This is a genomic window from Catenisphaera adipataccumulans, from assembly GCF_014202755.1.
GTDB lineage: Bacteria > Bacillota_I > Bacilli_A > Erysipelotrichales > Erysipelotrichaceae > Catenisphaera > Catenisphaera adipataccumulans.
The window spans coordinates 102,262-120,221 of record NZ_JACHHK010000003.1 but is presented as its reverse complement, the minus strand read 5'-3'; the positions used below and the strand labels follow the sequence as shown (position 1 = coordinate 120,221).

Sequence of the window (17,960 nt, the reverse complement as noted above, 5' to 3'; positions counted from 1 at the left end):
TCAGGATGAATAGAAAAAGAAGCAATAAACAATTACTTCGCATCATTCAAATTATGGTAATCGCAGGAACATTAGTGACAGCTAATGTTCTTTTTACCATGGTCACAAAAACACACTTGTGGTCCGGAAATTCTGCTTTGGATGAGCGCATACACAACAGTATTGTTGATACGACCGTATCCGCCAAACGCGGTACGATCTATGATGAAGACGGACAGGTGATTGCACAGGAAGTCAAAGCATATACCATTGTTGCGTATCTCGATTCCAGTACGGTTGATGCCGACGGCAATCCGGATTATGTGAAAAATGCCCGGAAGACCGCCAAAAAATTAAAAACTGTGCTCAAAGACATCGATGTGGACAGTGTGACGAAAATTATCCAGAAAGCCAAGAAATCTGGCAAGGCTCAGACAGAATTGGGCTCCGGTACGAAGCGTCTGGATAAATCAACAATGAAGAAAATTGAAAAACTCGATCTGGACGGCATCCATTTTACGGAAACCGTCAGCCGCAATTATCCGACGACGCCATATTCCAGCAATCTCATCGGTTTTGCTTCTTATGACGAGGATAAACAAAAAATTGTCGGTCAGATGGGACTGGAAAAAAGTCTGGATAAATATCTATCCGGGACCGACGGGGAAGTGCAGTATCAGCAGACCGTCGATGGTGACGTGCTGCCAGGCACGACCAAAGTGATCAAAGAGGCACAAGATGGTTATGATGTGCATCTGACGTTGAATTCCAATGTCCAGGCAGCCGTAGAAAGCGCCTTAAAAGAAACGATTTCCGACAACAAGGCGACCAGCGCCTGGTGCGTGGTCATGGAACCGGAAACCGGCCGCATATTAGGCTGGGGAAGCTACCCAACATTTAACCAGAACAAGCATACCAACATTCCAAGTTTTACGGACAATGTCACAGAGATGGCCTATGAGCCTGGATCAGTCATGAAGGCATTGACCTATGCGACCGCTATTGATACCGGCGTCTATCCGGAAAATAAAACCTTCCAGTCCGGGACATTCTATTATACGTATGATCCGTCCACGAAAAAAATTACCCGTGTGAATTATTCAACGGAATATCCGGGCATTTCCGAAGCCATGGGCAACAACTTCGGTACGATCACATTTGATCAAGGTCTGGCGTATTCCAGTAATGTCGGGATCTGTGAACTGTTGGCGAATTATGTCAACTATAAAAAATTCTCAAAATATCTTGATAAATTCGGATTGTTTCAGGCAACCGGCATTCCGTATGTCAATGAGGTACTGGGTACGAAAAATGTGGATATGCCGACGTCCTATTTGACGACCGGCTTTGGACAGGGCAGTTCCATTACAGTCATTCAACTGGTACAGGCTTATTCAGCAATCTTCAATGACGGCAAGATGGTCCGTCCGTATGTGGTGGAATCCATTGAGGATCCGGATACAGGAAAAGTGATCAAAAAATACAGTACGAAAGTCGTCGGTCAGCCGATCAAATCCAGCACAGCTGAGAAAGTTCGTTCCTTGATGTCACATGTTTTGGATGACGGTGCCAGCGGTGAAAAATTCAAGATGGACGGTGTGGATATGATCGCTAAGACGGGTACCGGCCAGATCTATAACACGGAGACTGGTGAGTACGATGAGAATACGTATACCAGCAGTGTCATGGCAGCTGCTCCGGAAGATGACCCAAAAGTCATGGTCTATTGGGGCATGGTTTCGGATAATTATCTGAATTATTCTGCGGAACCGTTCCAGGAAGTGATGAAAGCGGCCTTGGTTGCCGAAGGAATTTCCGGAAGCAACGATACATCCGATACCAGCAGTACGAGTGATGATTCCTGGGATACATATTCCATGCCGTCGTTGGTCAACCATACAAAATCGTATGCGAAAGAACAGATGAGCGGCAAGAGCGTGAATGTAGTCTATATCGGCGATGGTTCGAGCATCATCGATCAATATCCGGATGCCGGAACACCGATCAATACCAACGATAATATTTTCCTGATGACCAACGGCAATGAGATCACGATGCCGGATATGACAGGCTGGACGCGGAAAGACGTTACGACGTTCGCTGAATTGTCCGGAATTTCCATTGCGATTTCCGGTCATGGCAAAGTGAAGGAACAGTCGGTCGAGAAGGGAAAAACCATCGATTCGAACTCACAAATTTCGGTAACGCTTTCTTAGAACTCCGCAAGGAGTTCTTTTTTAGAAAAATAAATCGGGATATATTCTAAGTGCCGATTTTATGGTATTATTTACTGGTAGAATGAAAAAGGAGTAGTCGAATGAGCAGAAAAAAAGTGTACGCATCCGTAGAAATAGCGGACCGGGAAGTTCGTCTTGCGATCCTGGAAGTTTTTGAAGGACGCATCAACGTTCTGCGTGTCGAACGGGTCGCCTGCCAGGGGGTCGTCGATCAGAAGATCGTCGATGAAGTCAAAGTGGTCCAGGCGCTGCGCGATGCACTGAACCATGCACAAGCGGCTTTGGGATTCCGCATCGAGCGTGTGTTGCTGGCGATACCGAGCGTCAATGTCCGACGTACCAGTCAGCGTGCCCATATTCAAATTGAGGACGGCACCAAGAGCATTCGTTTATTTCACATCCAGCAGGGCTACAGTAAAGTGATCCAAAAGAAGCTGGGGGATGATGTGGAATTGGTCAACACAAATCGGATCAGCTATCGTGTCAACGATGAAGTTTTCGACAAGATGCCGATCGATGAAGAGTGTGAAGATTTCTACATGGATGTGGATCTGTTATATGCGGATAAAACAACCATATATTCTTATGTGCGATGCATTGAACAAGCCAATTTGGAAATTCTGGATCTGTGCCTGGATTCTTATGCGATCGCGCAGGAATCGGCTGTTCAGGTCAAAAGCGAAGACCGTAATGTGGTCCAGCTGGACCTGGAAGCAAACCATTGTGTGCTTTCCTTGTTTGCGGACGGTAAATTAATGAGTTGTGCAAATTTGGAAAAGGGGTATAATTCATTTATTGAAGAACTCAAGACAAAGTACGATCTGACGGATGACGTCTGTTTCCGCCTGCTGCAGAATATCTTCACAGCCGATGAAGAAGATGCCGGCGATGTGATCGTCTATATTGAACAGCAGGAAGACCGCCGCGTCGAGATTTCTTCAAAAGAATTGATGGAAACCTGTCTGCCGAAGATCCGTTCGTGGATCGATGAAGTCAACAAGGCCTGCGAACCGATCATCAAGCAGAAAAAGACATTATACGTTCTGACCGGAAAAGGAGCCGATATCGCAGTCATGAAATCGTTCATGAAACAATTCAACAGCGATGCTGAAGTTTATTTGCCGCAGAGCGTCGGTGCCCGCAACGGCGCCTATGTCTGCTGTCTGGGAATGATCTATGCGTTTGACGATATCAACAAGATCCGCCACACGGAACAGACCAGTCCCAACAACAATGAATTGGAAGCAAGCATCGATTCGATTCGTCAGCGTTCCCGTTCGGGCGAGGGCGGATTTACGAAGAAACTGAAAAGTGTTATTTTAACAGAAGAAGATTAGGAGTGAAGTAAAATGCCAGAAATGAATCAAGTCGCAAACATTAAAGTGTTCGGAGTCGGCGGCGGCGGATCGAATGCCGTTAACCGCATGGTCGCAGGTGGTGTGCAGGGTGTAACGTTCTATATCTGCAACACCGATGTACAGGTCATGAAAAACTCTCCGTGTGAAAATAAGATCGTATTGGGTAAAGATACGACGAAAGGTCTGGGCGCCGGCGGCAATCCGGAATTCGGACGCAAAGCCGCAGAAGAAGCTGAAGCGGAGATCCGTGAAGCGGTCAAAGGCAGTGATATGGTATTTATCACGGCCGGCATGGGCGGCGGAACCGGAACCGGTGCAGCTCCGTTCATTGCCAAGATTTCCAAAGAAGAAGGCGCATTGACCGTCGCTGTTGTTACACGTCCGTTCACATTTGAGGGACGCCGCCGTGCCAACAACGCCAAAGAAGGCATTGACGAATTAAAGAAATTCGTTGATTCTTATATTGTCGTAAGCAATGACAATCTGCTGGATGTCATCGGACGTAAACCAATCGAGGAAGCTTTCCAGGCAGCCGATAACGTACTGCGTCAGGGGGTTCAGACGATTTCTGATTTGATCGCCGTTCCGGCACTGGTCAACCTGGATTTTGCGGATGTTCGTGCGGTAATGGCCAACCAAGGCCGCGCATTAATCGGTATCGGTATGGCCGAAGGCGAAGACAAAGCCGTTACGGCAGCCGAGAAAGCGATCCAGTCACCGCTGTTGGAAAGCCAGATCGACGGTGCTCGTTCTGCGATCATCAATATTACCGGCGGCGACAAGGTCAGCTTGTTCGATGCTCAGAATGCGGTCGCTGTCATTCAGGATGCAGCGGGCGGCGATGTAGACTGTATCTTTGGTATCGCGATCAACGAATCGTTGGGCGACTCGATCATCGTTACGGTCATCGCGACTGGTTTTGAAGAGAAAAAATCGAAGAAGTCCGATGTCGAACCGATCCAAGCATTATCCGGCAGCAGCAATGACGATCAGTCTTTGTTTACCCAGCCGAAAGTGCAGACCCCGGGCAATGCCGGCGTCGTCACTAGTGTGGAAGATGAAGACAATGGTGACGATTCGATCCCGAATTTCTTCTTCAATCGTTAAAAACAAAGCTCCTTCGGGAGCTTTTTTCTATAGCGTAAAATTGACAAGGACTCTTTTTGATGCTTAAATATTTCTATGAATGTGAATGGAACAAAAAAACGCAGAATCCCTTTGATTGCCGCATTATCATGGATTTCCGTGGTATTGGCAATCATTTTAATTGTTCAGATCGTCCGGCTGGAGATCCTGCCGCTGAAACTGGCTCTGCCGGTGTTTGCGATCATTGCCATCGTGACCCTGCTGGTTTTTCTGTTGTATAACTTTGTGGCAAAACGGACCATTGCCCGGATCTTGAGCGGATTTTTAGTCATTGTGCTGACGATCGGATACGGCGTCGGCAACTATTATATTTCCAAGACCGGTGAAGTTATTGGCGATGTGACCAGTCTGACCAGTACGATGACCAACACAGTGTCGGTCGTCACGCTGAAGGATTCATCGGTGACGTCGCTGAAAAAACTGGACGGCAAGACGGTGGGAATCTGTAAAAAAGTTGATAAGACCGGTACCCAGAAAGCACTGGACGATATCGAATCTTCAATTTCGATTGAAACGGTTTCCTACAGCACACTGATCGATATGGTCGATGCGCTGTACAATGAGGAAGTCGATGCGATCATTTTAAATGAGTCGATGCGCGGTGAAGTGCACGACCAGGAAGAGTATACAAATTTTAATACGGAAACCCAAGTCATCCATAAGACAAAATATTATACAAAACGAAGCAATGTCCAGACTTCAGATGACGCGGTGGATGTGACCTCCGAAACCTTTACGGTTTTGATTTCCGGCAACGATTCCTACGGCGGCCTGGAAGATGTTTCCCGCTCTGATTCGAATATGTTGGTGACGGTCAATCCAAAGACACACCGTGTGCTGATGACCAGCATCCCGCGTGATTACTATGTCAGCGTTGCCTGTGCATCGGATGCAAAAAGTTCCTGTCCGGACGGGGAACGGGATAAACTGACCCACACGGGTTTATATGGCGTCGATACAACGGAACAAACCATTGAAGATTTGTTGGGAATTGAGATCAATTACTACGCACGTGTCAATTTCTCCAGTTTAGTCAATCTAGTCGATGCGTTGGGCGGCATCAATATTTATGTCGAAAAAGGCATGGCTGTTGATACATTCTATGCCAACAGTACGCTGAAAGGGGTCCATGAAGGATGGAACCATCTGAACGGCGAGCGGGCCCTGGCCTATGCACGGGAACGTCATGCTTATACCGACGGCGATACCCAGCGAGTAAAGAATCAGCAGCAGGTGCTCCGTGCGATCATCAAGAAGATCACTTCGGCTTCGATGATCAAAAACTATGCGAAGTTTGCCGATGCGCTCAGCGGTGCCTTTGAAACCAACATGTCTTCTTCGGATATCACATCATTAATCCGGTATCAGCTTTCTGATGATCCAAGCTGGACGTTTGAAAGCTATGCGCTGACCGGTGAGACTGATACACGGTATTGTGCAACATTGTCGGATTATGCTTCTGTGATGTTAGTGGACAACGGTTCGGTCAAGACCGCAAAACAGAAGATCAATGCGATCAGCAACGGCAAGAAAGCATCGTCTGTCAGCGATCAGGCCGGTGAACTGGGTACAGATGATGGATCCAGCGATGAATCAACGGACAGCTATTCGACTTATGACGGATACAGTCAGGACACGACGACATATGGTGATTACTCGACGGATTATAATAGTACATACGATGGTTCAGATTCGTATACGAATGACAGCGGATATGCACCATTTTAGATGAATAGGGCGGTTGAAGGACCGCTCTTTTTTATGCTACAATAAAAAACTGAGGTATAGTTTATGAATCCACAAAATGCGATTGAAGTCAGAAACATGTCGAAACAATTTAAAATTGAATACGACCGCGGCAATACATTAAAAGAAAAACTGATCCGCAGAAGAAATAAAACAGAATACCATCAAGTCCTGAAGAATATCAATCTGGACATCAAAAAAGGTGAAACGGTGGCTTTGATCGGTACCAACGGTTCCGGCAAGTCGACCCTGCTGAAACTGATGACAAAGATCATTTTTCCGAATGAAGGGACGATCGAAACCGACGGCAAGCTGACTTCCTTGTTGGAGCTGGGAGCCGGTTTCCATCCGGATTTTACCGGCCGCGAAAACATCTATTTTAATGCTTCGATTTTCGGCCTGAGCCGAAAAGAAATTGAGAAACGGCTGCCGGACATCATTGCATTTGCGGAGCTGGGCGAATTTATCGACAATCCGGTACGGACGTACTCCTCCGGAATGTATATGCGTCTGGCCTTTTCGGTTGCCATCAACGTTGATGCAGATATCCTGCTGATCGATGAGATCCTGGCTGTCGGCGATCAGCACTTTCAGGAAAAGTGTTATTCTAAACTGCGCCAGCTGCGTGATTCAGGGAAGACCATCGTCATCGTCACGCACAGCCTGGATGTTGTGAAGGATATGTGCCATCGGGCCATCTGGATCTATAAAGGACAGGTCCAGCTGGACGGCGACCCGGCCTATGTGATCGATGAATATTTAAAACAAATCGCCAAAGACAACAAAGAAGAAATCAAAAAAGCCATCGAAAGCGGCGAACAGCAGAAACAAGGCGTCGTCTTCATCGATGTACCGAAAGATTATATGGAATTCTATCCGGAAGACCGGGAGGTCGAGTGCCAGGGATGGGGCATCGCCAATGTGGATGATGCCACGCTGCATTTCTATGTGGACGATGAGGAAATCCATCCGGAAGTTACGCATCGGGAACGGAAAGATGTCTACGAAGTATATTTTGAACAATATTCCGGATTCCTTGATGTAGATCAGCTTGGCTGGCGCATCAGTATTCCGATGCGCAGCCTCAGCAAAGGCAATCATACGCTGCGTGTTGAAAACCATGAACCGGATGGTTCGGTTTTAGGCGAAAAAGACGTTGTGTTCATTGTGAGGTGATTTTGTGTCGACATTCAAAGAAATATACAATTACCGTGAGATGCTGAAGTCCAATGTCAAAAAGGACATCCGCGGTAAATATAAAGGGTCGGTATTAGGTATTTTATGGTCCTTTTTGAACCCGCTGCTGCAGGTCATCGTTTATTGGATCATTTTCCCGTATTTATTCCGCGGTGCAACGATCCCAAACTATTTGTGCTATCTGGTGACGGGCATCATTCCGTGGAACTTTTTTACGAATGTGGTGAATTTAGGTACGATTTCAATCAAAAGCAATGCCGGGATCATCAAGAAGGTTTACTTTCCGCGTGAAGTTCTGCTGATCTCGCAGGTCCTCAGCGGATTGGTCAACTTTTTTATTTCCTGTGTCATCATCGTGCTTTTCTGTATTGGGACCGGTGCCGGAGTTTCTGTGCACATTTTATGGCTGCCGCTGATTGCCCTGATCCAGGCTGCCTTCTCGTTTGGAATTATTTTGTTTCTCTCTGCATTTGAAGTCTATGTGCAGGATGTCGAATATATTGTTTCCTTTATCTTGAATATGGCATTCTACGGAACGCCGATCTTATATTCACTGGAACTGTTCAAAAGTGCCGGCACGTTGTATCGGTTGGTTTCTTTGAATCCGCTGACCAAGATCATCAATGCGTATCGGGATATTTTCTTGTATCACGTGACGCCGGATCTGCACAGTCTGCTGATCGTAGCGATCCTGGCGCTGATCCTGATCTTGATCGGATATCGTGTATTCAAGAAATTGGAAAAAGGCTTTGCCGAGGTACTGTAATATGAAAAAAGATTATATCTTCCATATCGATTCGCTGCGTTATAAAAATGCACCGCAGAGCCGCTACGTCTTGATCAAAGGATGGGCATTCCGCAATGACGGCAAACCGTTTGATCTAGCGGTCGTGATCGATGGAAAAGCCATGCCGGCAACGGCGGAAACCATCGACCGTCCGGATGTCAGTAAGCAGCTGAAAGGCAAGACCAATGGTGAAGGCATCGGTTTTTCTTTGTATGTGCCGTTGTCCGTGCCGGAAATTACGACGTTAGCTCTGCAGGCAAATTGTGCTGGACAAAGCGATGATTTGCTGGATCGAAAAAAAAGCCAGCTGGATAAGATCATGGATACACTGCCTTTTGACTATCAGCTGGAAATTTATTTACAGGATGTCAATAAAGGACGTACCAATGCGGTGGGCTGGCTGCTGTCGTTGGACGGCACGGCGCTGAGCCTGTCCGTGGTGGACAGCCAGGGCCGTGAGCCGAAAACAGACAAACAGTTTGTCGTCCGCAAAGATCTTGTCGAAGCGGGCATCGTGGATGAAGATCATCAAACCTGCGGCTTTAATCTATCCTTTGATAGTGAACCGCATACCCAATATTATCTGCGGGTATCCGGACCGGACGGGCATACGGATCTGCCGATGGCACATCCAAAACAAAGCCGAATTTCATTGGTCCGTTCCTATTTGGGAGCCATGAGCCAGGAAAATGTCAGAAAGGCGATGGATTACTTAAAGGAAAATGGTGTCCGTCAGTTTATGACCCGCCTAAAATATGGACCGAATCCGAATGCGGTCAACTATGATGAATGGCGTCTGAGCAAGCTGCCGAATGAGCAGACACTGAAAGCACAGAGGGAGACCCAATTTGAACACACGCCGAAGATCAGCATCATTGTGGCGGCCTTTAATACACCGGTTCCGTATCTGAAAGATATGATCGACACGGTACGGGATCAGTCCTATACCAATTGGCAGCTGTGTATCGCCGACGGCAGTACAGATGATACGGTACAGAATTATGTTCGTGATCATTATGGCAGCGAAGAAAAGATCGTGCTGAAACGGCTGGCTGAGAATTACGGCATTGCCGGGAATATGAATGAAGCCATGAAAATGGCAGACGGTGATTTTATCGCTTTATATGACCACGATGACACGCTGACGCCGGATGCTTTGTTTGAATTTGTCAAAGCATACAATGAAGATCCGTCGCTGGAAGTGTTCTATTCGGATGAGGATAAAATGAATTCCGATGCGACCAAGTATTTCCAGCCGAATTTTAAACCGGATTTCAATATCGATCTGCTCTGCAGCAACAACTACATCTGCCATTTTTTCATGGTGAAAAAATCCATCATTGATCAAGTCGGTATGTTCCGGAAAGAATATGACGGTGCGCAGGATTATGATTTTATTTTACGATGCTGCGAGGCAGCCGGACCGGAACATATTCATCACGTACCGAAAGTGCTGTATCACTGGCGGACACATGAACAATCGACGTCATCGAATCCGGAAAGCAAGATGTATGCGTTTGATGCCGGCACCCGTGCTGTGCAGGCGCATTATGACCGAATGCACATTAAGGCGGTTGCGTCCAAAAGTGATTGGCTGGGCTGGTATCGGACCAAATATATTCTGCAGAGCCATCCGCTGATCTCGATCATTATTCCGAATAAAGATCATACGGACGATCTTGACCGGTGCATTCAGTCGATCGAGAAAAAGTCTGCCTATAAAAATTATGAATACATCATCGTCGAAAACAACAGCACCGATCCGGCTACGTTTGACTATTATCATCAGCTGGAAGCATCCAATCCTAAGGCACATGTCGTTTACTGGCAGGCTGCATTCAACTATTCAGCACTGAATAACTTTGGTGCTGCTCACGCAAAAGGGGATTATTTCCTGCTGCTGAACAATGATACAGAACTGATCAACAGCGACTGTCTGGAAGAAATGCTCGGCTATTGTATGCGTGAAGATGTCGGTGCGGTCGGCGCCCGGCTGCTGTATCCGGATGATACGGTCCAGCATGCCGGCGTCATCATCGGCATCGGCGGCATCGCAGGCCATACGTTTATTGGCCTGGAGAAAGATGATCCGGGTTATTTCAACTATGCGATGTCAGCGCGCGATTACAGTGCTGTCACAGCTGCATGCATGTTGGTGAAACGTTCTGTATATGAAGAAGTCGGCGGTTTCAATGAGCAGCTGGCAGTTGCTTTCAATGATGTCGATTTCTGCCTGAAGATCCGTGAGGCAGGATATTTGATCGTGTATGATCCATATGCACAGTTGTATCATTACGAATCCAAATCACGCGGCATGGAAGATACACCGGAAAAGGTGCAGCGCTTCAACAACGAAATCAAGACCATCGAAAACCGGTGGCATGATATTTTAGAGAAAGGCGATCCGTGTTACAATCCGAATTTAACATTGGAACGTTCGGATTTCTCACTGAAAAAATAGCGGGAGGTTTTTTATGCGCAAGAAACAGAAGCAAAACCACAATAAATTCAAATGGTTTGCCAGAGTGCTGAGCATAGCACTGATCTTATCTTCCGGAGCCATGGCATACCAGGCTTATCGGCTGCAGATCCTTCCGGATGTGCTGCTGTATCTTTGTCTGATCATTTTAGCGCTGATCGTGCTGATCATCCTTTTGATTTTTAATTTCAAAGTGAAACGGACACTGACCAAAGTGCTGAGTTCCGCTTTGGTGATCATTTGTGTGGCTGCTCTGCCGATCGGCAGTTTATATTTCACCGAAACACAGACGTTTCTGCAGACTGTCACCGATTCCAGCCGCCGTGTGAAAAATGAAGTGTCGATGATCACACTGAAAGATTCTGACTTGGAAAAAGAACGGGATCTGGACGGAAAGAAGATCGGTTATTTGAAGAATATCGATTCTTATGGTACGAAAAAAGCCCGCCAGGATCTAAAGGCAAAGAATATTTCTTATAAAGGAAAAAAATATACCAGTGTGCAGGCAGAAGTCAAAGCCTTGTACGATAAAGAAGTGGATGCGATCATTTTAAATGAATCTTATCGTGCCAATGTTGAAGATCTGAAAGATTACACCAAATTTTCGAAGGAGACCAAAATCATTGCCACAGTGACATACTATACAAAAGATAGCAATGAGGCGGATTCCGTCAGTGATATCACTTCGAAGCCGTTTACCATTTTGATCAGCGGCAACGATACCTACGGAGATATCGGCGAGGTTTCGCGTTCCGATGTCAATATGCTGGTAACGGTCAATCCAACCACCAACCGGGTCCTGCTGACCAGCCTGCCGCGGGATTACTATGTCGAAGTGAAATGCTCCGACGGCGCTTGTCAGGACGGTTCGCTGGATAAACTGACACATACGGGCATTCACGGAGTGAATACGACCAAAGAGACGATCGAGAATCTGCTTGGCATTGATATCAACTATACCTTCCGGGTCAATTTCTCCAGCCTGGAAGAAATTGTCGATGCTTTAGGCGGTATTGATATCTATGTTAAGAAAGGCATGGCGGTCGATACCTTCTATGCGGACAGTACCTTGAAGGGGGTACATGAAGGATGGAACCACTTAAACGGAGAACGAGCCCTGGCTTATGCGCGTGAACGTCATGCTTATGAAGACGGAGACGTACAGCGGGTCAAGAACCAGCAGCAGGTGCTGGAAGCAATCGTCGATAAGGCCATTTCTTCCAAGGCACTGACGAATTATCAGGATCTGCTGAAAGCATTCTCTAATGCGTTTGATACAAATATGTCGACCCAGGAGATCACTGCTTTGATCAAGTATCAGCTGCAGTCCAGCCCGGATTGGAAATTTGAAAACTTTGTTCTGAAAGGCGAAAGTGCGGAAAAGTATTCAGCCGAACTAGGTGATTATGCTTCGGTCGTTGTGCCGGATGATGCGTATGTTACAGCTGCCCGCAAAAAAATCAAGGCGATCCTGAAGGGCAAAAAAGCCTCTTCTGTCAAGGTCGGAAAATCCAAGATCCATGAATACGAAAATGATACTTCGGAAGAGACACAGACAGAGACATCGACGGATACATCACAGCAGGATACAACCAATGATTCGTCGGCAACCTATGATACGTCGACAACGTATGATACATCGCAGTCTGCTGCCTATGATACTTCGCAGACATATACTGCACCGACCTATGATACGTCGCAGTACAGCACCGACTATGCGGTTACGGATCAAAGTGTCTATGCACAATAACTCCACGTATGTGGAGTTTTTTTTCGATTTCGTATATAATTAATTTTAGTCTACAGGAGATGTCCTTATGGAAGGTTTATATAAATCAAAACTTTATCAGAATTACCGCGGTGTCTTGATCTCACTGTTTGATCTGATGGCTGTCTTCCTTAGTTATGTGTTTGTCTTTTTTATGGACAACAACTTCTTTTTGGAAGGCAAGATCCTGCATATCACGCCGTATATTATTTACGGGATGATTTTTGTGCTGGTCCTGCATCTCATTTCGCAGATCTTGTTCCGCACGCACAAGACGCTATGGATGTATACCGGTCCCAATGATGTGGTTCGGTACGGGCTGAGTACTTTATTCTGCATGGTGATCATGCTTGGATTCACCTTGCACTTTCATCTGTTCCACGTTTCACTGATCTTCATGGCTGAGACCCTTGCGTTTTTGATCATCATGGGCAGCCGGCTGCTCTACCGCAGCTTTAATCGTCATTCCATGGATGTTGACCGCAAGAAGAACGCCCTGATCATCGGTGCCGGCAATGCCGGTTATATCATGATGAATGAGATCTACCGTAATAAGCGTTATCCATTTAATGTCGTCGGTTTTCTGGATGACTATAAGAAAAAAGGTACGCTGATCAGCGGCAAACCGGTCTTGGGCACGGTGGAAGAAGTGGCTTCGATTGCCAAAGAATACCAGGTCGATCAGCTGTTTATCGCGATGTCTTCGGTCACCCGCGAACAGAAGCGTCATATTATCGAACTGTGCACCGATACATCGATCAATACTAAGATCATGAGCTTTACATTGGAAAACGATGAACCTTCCAATGTCCAGGTCGAGGATATCAAGATCGAAGATCTGCTCAATCGGCCAAGTGTCGATCTGAAGATCGACGAGATCGGTTCCTATATCACTGACAAGGTGGTCTGTGTGACTGGTGCCGGCGGCTCGATCGGTTCTGAATTGTGCCGGCAGATCGTCCATTTTCATCCGCGTAAGCTGGTCATGATCGACATCAATGAAAATACCTTATATATGTTGGAACAGGAATTCATGCGCGATAAACGCAATCACCGAATGGCCGAAGATATTGAGATCCTTTCCTTGATCGTTTCGATCCGTGAACGGGAAGAAATCAACAAAGTGATGGCTTATCATCGTCCGGATGTGGTTTACCATGCGGCGGCCCATAAGCATGTGCCGCTGATGGAAACAAGACCGAGCGAAGCGATCTTGAACAATGTGTTCGGCACGAAAAATGTGATCGATGCCTGTATCGAAAACGGTGTATCCCGTTTTATCATGATTTCGACGGATAAAGCGGTCAATCCGACCAATGTCATGGGAGCGACAAAACGGATGACCGAACTGATCATGCAGTCACGGGAAACAAAGAGCCCCATCAAGATGGCTGCCGTTCGATTCGGCAATGTCCTTGGTTCCAACGGTTCGGTCATTCCGATCTTTAAAGAACAAATCAAGCAGGGCGGACCGGTCACCGTCACGGACAAGAACGTTCAGCGTTATTTTATGACGATCCCGGAAGCTGCTCAGCTGGTCATGCAGGCAGGGTACTATGCGAAACATCGTGAGATCTTCGTGCTGGATATGGGAAAACCCGTCAAGATCTGGAACCTGGCAGAAAAAATGATCCGTTTGTCTGGGTATGTGCCCGGCGAAGATATCGAAATCAAGGAAATCGGTCTGCGCCCGGGCGAGAAGATGTTTGAGGAACTGTCACTGGAGATCGAGAAGTGTCACAGAACCGACAACGATTTGATTTTTGTCCATGAACCGGTCAATATTTCCCAGTCGGATATCGACGCCCGATTGAAAACACTGCGCCGGATCGCTGATGACTCGATGGACCCCAAACATATCAAAGAGATTTTATTGGAGACGATCAAGTGTGATTGAATAACAAGTATGATATAATACACGAGTGAACAGCTTGTTCACTCGTTTTTTTCAGGAGAATGTATGTATCAGAAATTTATCAAACGATTCCTCGATTTTATATTAAGCTTGCTCGGTATTGTGATCCTCAGCCCGCTGCTGTTGATCATCGCATTGCTGATCAAGCTGACGTCGCCGGGACCGGTCTTCTTTCGGCAGGAGCGGACCGGCAAGGACAATGTTCCGTTCCGGATTTTTAAATTCCGCACGATGCGCATCGATACACCGAAGGATGTTCCGACCCATTTATTGGAAAATCCGGATCAATACATCACTAAAATAGGAAAATTTTTACGCAGGACCAGTCTGGATGAACTGCCGCAGTTGTTCAATATTCTCTGCGGTGATATGGCAGTGGTCGGACCGCGGCCGAGCCTGCTGAACCAATACGATTTAAATGCGCTGCGGGATCAGAACGGGGCTTCGAGCGTGCGTCCGGGACTGACCGGTTTAGCGCAGATCAGCGGCCGGGATGAACTGCCGATTCCTGTCAAAGCTCGATTGGACGGAGAGTATGCCCGGCATATCACATTCAAAGAAGATGTCCGTATCTTTTTTGGCACCATCGGCAGCGTGGCCAACGAAGAAGGAATTCAGGAAGGAAAGAATGAATGAAGCGGGTATTAGTGACAGGGATCAATAGTTATGTCGGCAATGCATTTATACAAGCCAACCAGGATACGTTTCAGATCGATAAAATCAGTCTGCGCAATGTACAATGGGACCGCATGGATTTTTCCGGTTATGATGTGATCTTTCATGTGGCCGGTCTGGCTCATTCGACACCAGATGAAAGTCAGCGCGATTTGTATTATCGAGTCAATACCGATTTGGCGGCTGAAACAGCCATTCATGCCAAAAAACAAGGTGTGAAGCAGTTTATTTTTATGAGCTCGGTCATTGTATACGGCAGTCAGCATGAAACAATTGATCGAAAAACACCGCTGCAGCCGGATAACTTTTACGGCGACAGTAAAAAACGGGCGGAAGAAATGCTGCTGCCGCTGGCGGACGAACATTTCAAAGTTGTTATCATCCGGGCGCCGATGATTTACGGCAAAGGCTCCAAGGGCAATTATCCGCGGCTGGCAAAATTAGCACGGCGGACGCCGGTGTTCCCGAATTATCCGAATCAAAGAAGCATGTTATATATCGAAAATTTGTCGGAATTTGTGAAACAGTGTATTCTGAATAATGTATCCGGTATCGTATTTCCGCAGAATGCAGAGTTTGCCGGAAGCAAGGATATTGTCGCTGAAATTGCTGCTCTGCATCATCATACAGTCTGGTTTCCGACTTGTTTCAATGCATGGATCCGTAAGATGAAAGGGACGACGGTCCGCAAAGTATTCGGAAATCTGACGATCGACCCGGCACTTTCGAAGATGGATTTTACTTATCAGCTGTATGATTTTAAGGAATCCATCCGCCGGACAGAACAATAAGGAGGCGTATTCATGAAAGGTGTGATCATCTGTGCATTTGATACTTACTTTGATCGGGTGCGCCTATTAAAGGAATATTATCAAAAACGCGGCAGTGAAGTATTGGTCCTCGCTTCAGATTTTTCCCACCGCACCAAAACGTATCAGCCGCGGCATGATGCAGACTTTCAGGTACATGTGCGGGCTTACCAAAAAAATTTCTCGGCCGACCGCATCCGTTCGCATCAGGAATTTGGCAAGGGAGCGCGGGCAGAAGTTGAAAAGATCGCACCGGACTGGATCCACTGTCTGATCCCGCCGAATACTCTGGCAAAAGAAATAGCAGATTATAAGTCCGCTCATCCCAATGTCCGGCTGATTTTCGATGTGATCGATCTCTGGCCGGAGACGATGCCGATGCAGCGTTTCCAATGGCTGCTGCCATTTCGGCACTGGAAACGTCTTCGGGATGACCATCTGCACGCAGCAGATGTGATCCTGACCGAATGTGACTTGTTCCGCAAAGTACTGCATTTAGAGAATGATCCGAAATGTACAACATTATATTGGGCACGAGCGGAACTGCCGGCAGATACGCAGCCGCAGCTGGAAGAAAAAAAGCTTTCCTTCGCTTACTTAGGTTCCATCAATAACATCATCGATATTTCAATGATCGTCGATTTTCTGGATGCCTGTCAAAGATATAAACCCGTATCTCTGCATATCATCGGCGGCGGTGAATCCAAAGAAACCTTCGTGCATGCCTTGATGGAAAAAAAGATCCGTGTGGTCGATCATGGTTTTATTTATGATCAGCAGAAAAAACAGGAAATCTTTGATCGTTGTGACTATGCGCTGAATGTCATGAAACCGTCGGTCGTGGTCGGATTATCGATGAAATCGCTGGACTACATGTGTGCACAGATCCCGATGATCAATACGATCGGCGGCGATCTGCAAAAGCTGTGTGAGACAGAGAAAATCGGGATCAATATTGACCGCAGCAATCTGAAGACAGCGGCGGAACGAGTCAGCTCGTATTCGGTGGATGAACGGATGTGTCAGCGTGCGCTGATCGCATCGACCTATATGAAATATTTTACACAAGAGGCGTTTGAAAAACGCTTAGATGAGGCAGGTGTTTTGAATGTATAGCATTATCGTTGTATACAATAAAAAAATTACGGATTCCCAGACCTATCGGGCAATGCGCCTGCAGCCGGATATGGATATCATCGTCTGTGACAACAGCACCATCGACCATGAAAACGAAGTGATCGTACATGCCGATGGGTATACCTATGTGCCGATGGGCGGCAATCAAGGATTATCCAAAGCCTATAACGAGGCTTTGAAAAAACTGGCGGGCAAGGAAGGGTATGTCATCCTGATGGATGATGATACCTTGGTCAGCGATCATTATTTTCAATGTGTGCGTCATGCGGTACGTTCCGGCAAGGATATTTATCTGCCGTATGTGAGCGACGGATCGCACATTATTTCTCCGGCATTTATCGACGACGGGATCGTGAAGAATGCCGATGCGTATGATTCGATCCCTTATCAGAATCTGACGGCGATCAACAGCGGCATGGTCCTGAATTTGGATCTGTTCCGTCACTATCGTTTCGATGAAGGTCTGTTTCTTGACTACGTCGATCATCAGTTCTTAACGGATATGAAACATCGCAATAAACAAATCGAAATAATGGATGTCACCATCCGGCAGACGTTCTCTGCCAATAATTTTGACAAGCAGAAAGCCATGGAACGGTTCAAGATCTTCAAGAAAGACAGTGCGTATTTCTATCGAAACCATAAACAGGCTTATCGGTATGTGGTCGGCAAACGCCGGGCGCATTTATTGATGATGTATAAGGATCCGCGGATCCTGGCACTTTAG

General features: G+C 46.7%; 13 protein-coding genes. All 13 read left to right on the top strand.

Annotation, left to right across the window (positions count from 1 at the left end):
* Positions 1-5 precede the first annotated feature (5 nt).
* Positions 6-2,195: a penicillin-binding protein gene (locus tag HNQ47_RS04595; protein ID WP_183328033.1), complete on the top strand. Its 2,190-nt coding sequence runs from the start codon at positions 6-8 to the stop codon at positions 2,193-2,195.
* Positions 2,196-2,296: 101 nt separating this feature from the next.
* Positions 2,297-3,553 carry a hypothetical protein gene (locus HNQ47_RS04590; RefSeq protein ID WP_183328032.1) on the top strand — a complete coding sequence of 419 codons (1,257 nt, stop codon included), beginning with the start codon at positions 2,297-2,299 and terminating at the stop codon, positions 3,551-3,553.
* Positions 3,554-3,565: 12 nt separating this feature from the next.
* Positions 3,566-4,681, top strand: a complete 1,116-nt coding sequence (gene ftsZ / locus HNQ47_RS04585; protein WP_183328031.1) for a cell division protein FtsZ — start codon at positions 3,566-3,568, stop codon at positions 4,679-4,681.
* Positions 4,682-4,756: 75 nt separating this feature from the next.
* Positions 4,757-6,448, top strand: coding sequence for an LCP family protein (locus HNQ47_RS04580; RefSeq protein WP_183328030.1), 1,692 nt, complete (start codon positions 4,757-4,759; stop codon positions 6,446-6,448).
* A gap of 63 nt (positions 6,449-6,511) precedes the next feature.
* Positions 6,512-7,642 carry an ABC transporter ATP-binding protein gene (locus HNQ47_RS04575; RefSeq protein ID WP_183328029.1) on the top strand — a complete coding sequence of 377 codons (1,131 nt, stop codon included), beginning with the start codon at positions 6,512-6,514 and terminating at the stop codon, positions 7,640-7,642.
* A gap of 4 nt (positions 7,643-7,646) precedes the next feature.
* Entirely contained in the window at positions 7,647-8,429 is a 783-nt protein-coding gene (locus HNQ47_RS04570) for an ABC transporter permease (protein ID WP_343052900.1), read from the top strand.
* A 1-nt stretch (position 8,430) separates the two neighbouring features.
* Positions 8,431-10,911, top strand: a complete 2,481-nt coding sequence (locus HNQ47_RS04565) for a glycosyltransferase family 2 protein (RefSeq protein ID WP_221248018.1) — start codon at positions 8,431-8,433, stop codon at positions 10,909-10,911.
* 13 nt (positions 10,912-10,924) lie between these two features.
* A complete protein-coding gene (locus tag HNQ47_RS04560; RefSeq protein WP_183328027.1) occupies positions 10,925-12,679 on the top strand; it encodes an LCP family glycopolymer transferase in 1,755 nt (584 codons plus the stop codon).
* A 67-nt stretch (positions 12,680-12,746) separates the two neighbouring features.
* Positions 12,747-14,594 (top strand): polysaccharide biosynthesis protein, encoded by a 1,848-nt coding sequence (locus tag HNQ47_RS04555; protein ID WP_183328025.1) that lies wholly within the window; start codon positions 12,747-12,749, stop codon positions 14,592-14,594.
* A gap of 63 nt (positions 14,595-14,657) precedes the next feature.
* On the top strand, positions 14,658-15,248 hold the full coding sequence (locus HNQ47_RS04550; protein ID WP_183328023.1) for a sugar transferase: 591 nt from the start codon (positions 14,658-14,660) through the stop codon (positions 15,246-15,248).
* Positions 15,245-16,078 (top strand): NAD-dependent epimerase/dehydratase family protein, encoded by an 834-nt coding sequence (locus tag HNQ47_RS04545; RefSeq protein ID WP_183328021.1) that lies wholly within the window; start codon positions 15,245-15,247, stop codon positions 16,076-16,078. The genes HNQ47_RS04550 and HNQ47_RS04545 overlap by 4 nt, the downstream gene beginning before the upstream one ends.
* A 12-nt stretch (positions 16,079-16,090) precedes the next feature.
* Positions 16,091-17,212, top strand: coding sequence for a glycosyltransferase (locus tag HNQ47_RS04540; protein WP_183328019.1), 1,122 nt, complete (start codon positions 16,091-16,093; stop codon positions 17,210-17,212).
* Entirely contained in the window at positions 17,205-17,960 is a 756-nt protein-coding gene (locus HNQ47_RS04535) for a glycosyltransferase (RefSeq protein WP_183328017.1), read from the top strand. The genes HNQ47_RS04540 and HNQ47_RS04535 overlap by 8 nt, the downstream gene beginning before the upstream one ends.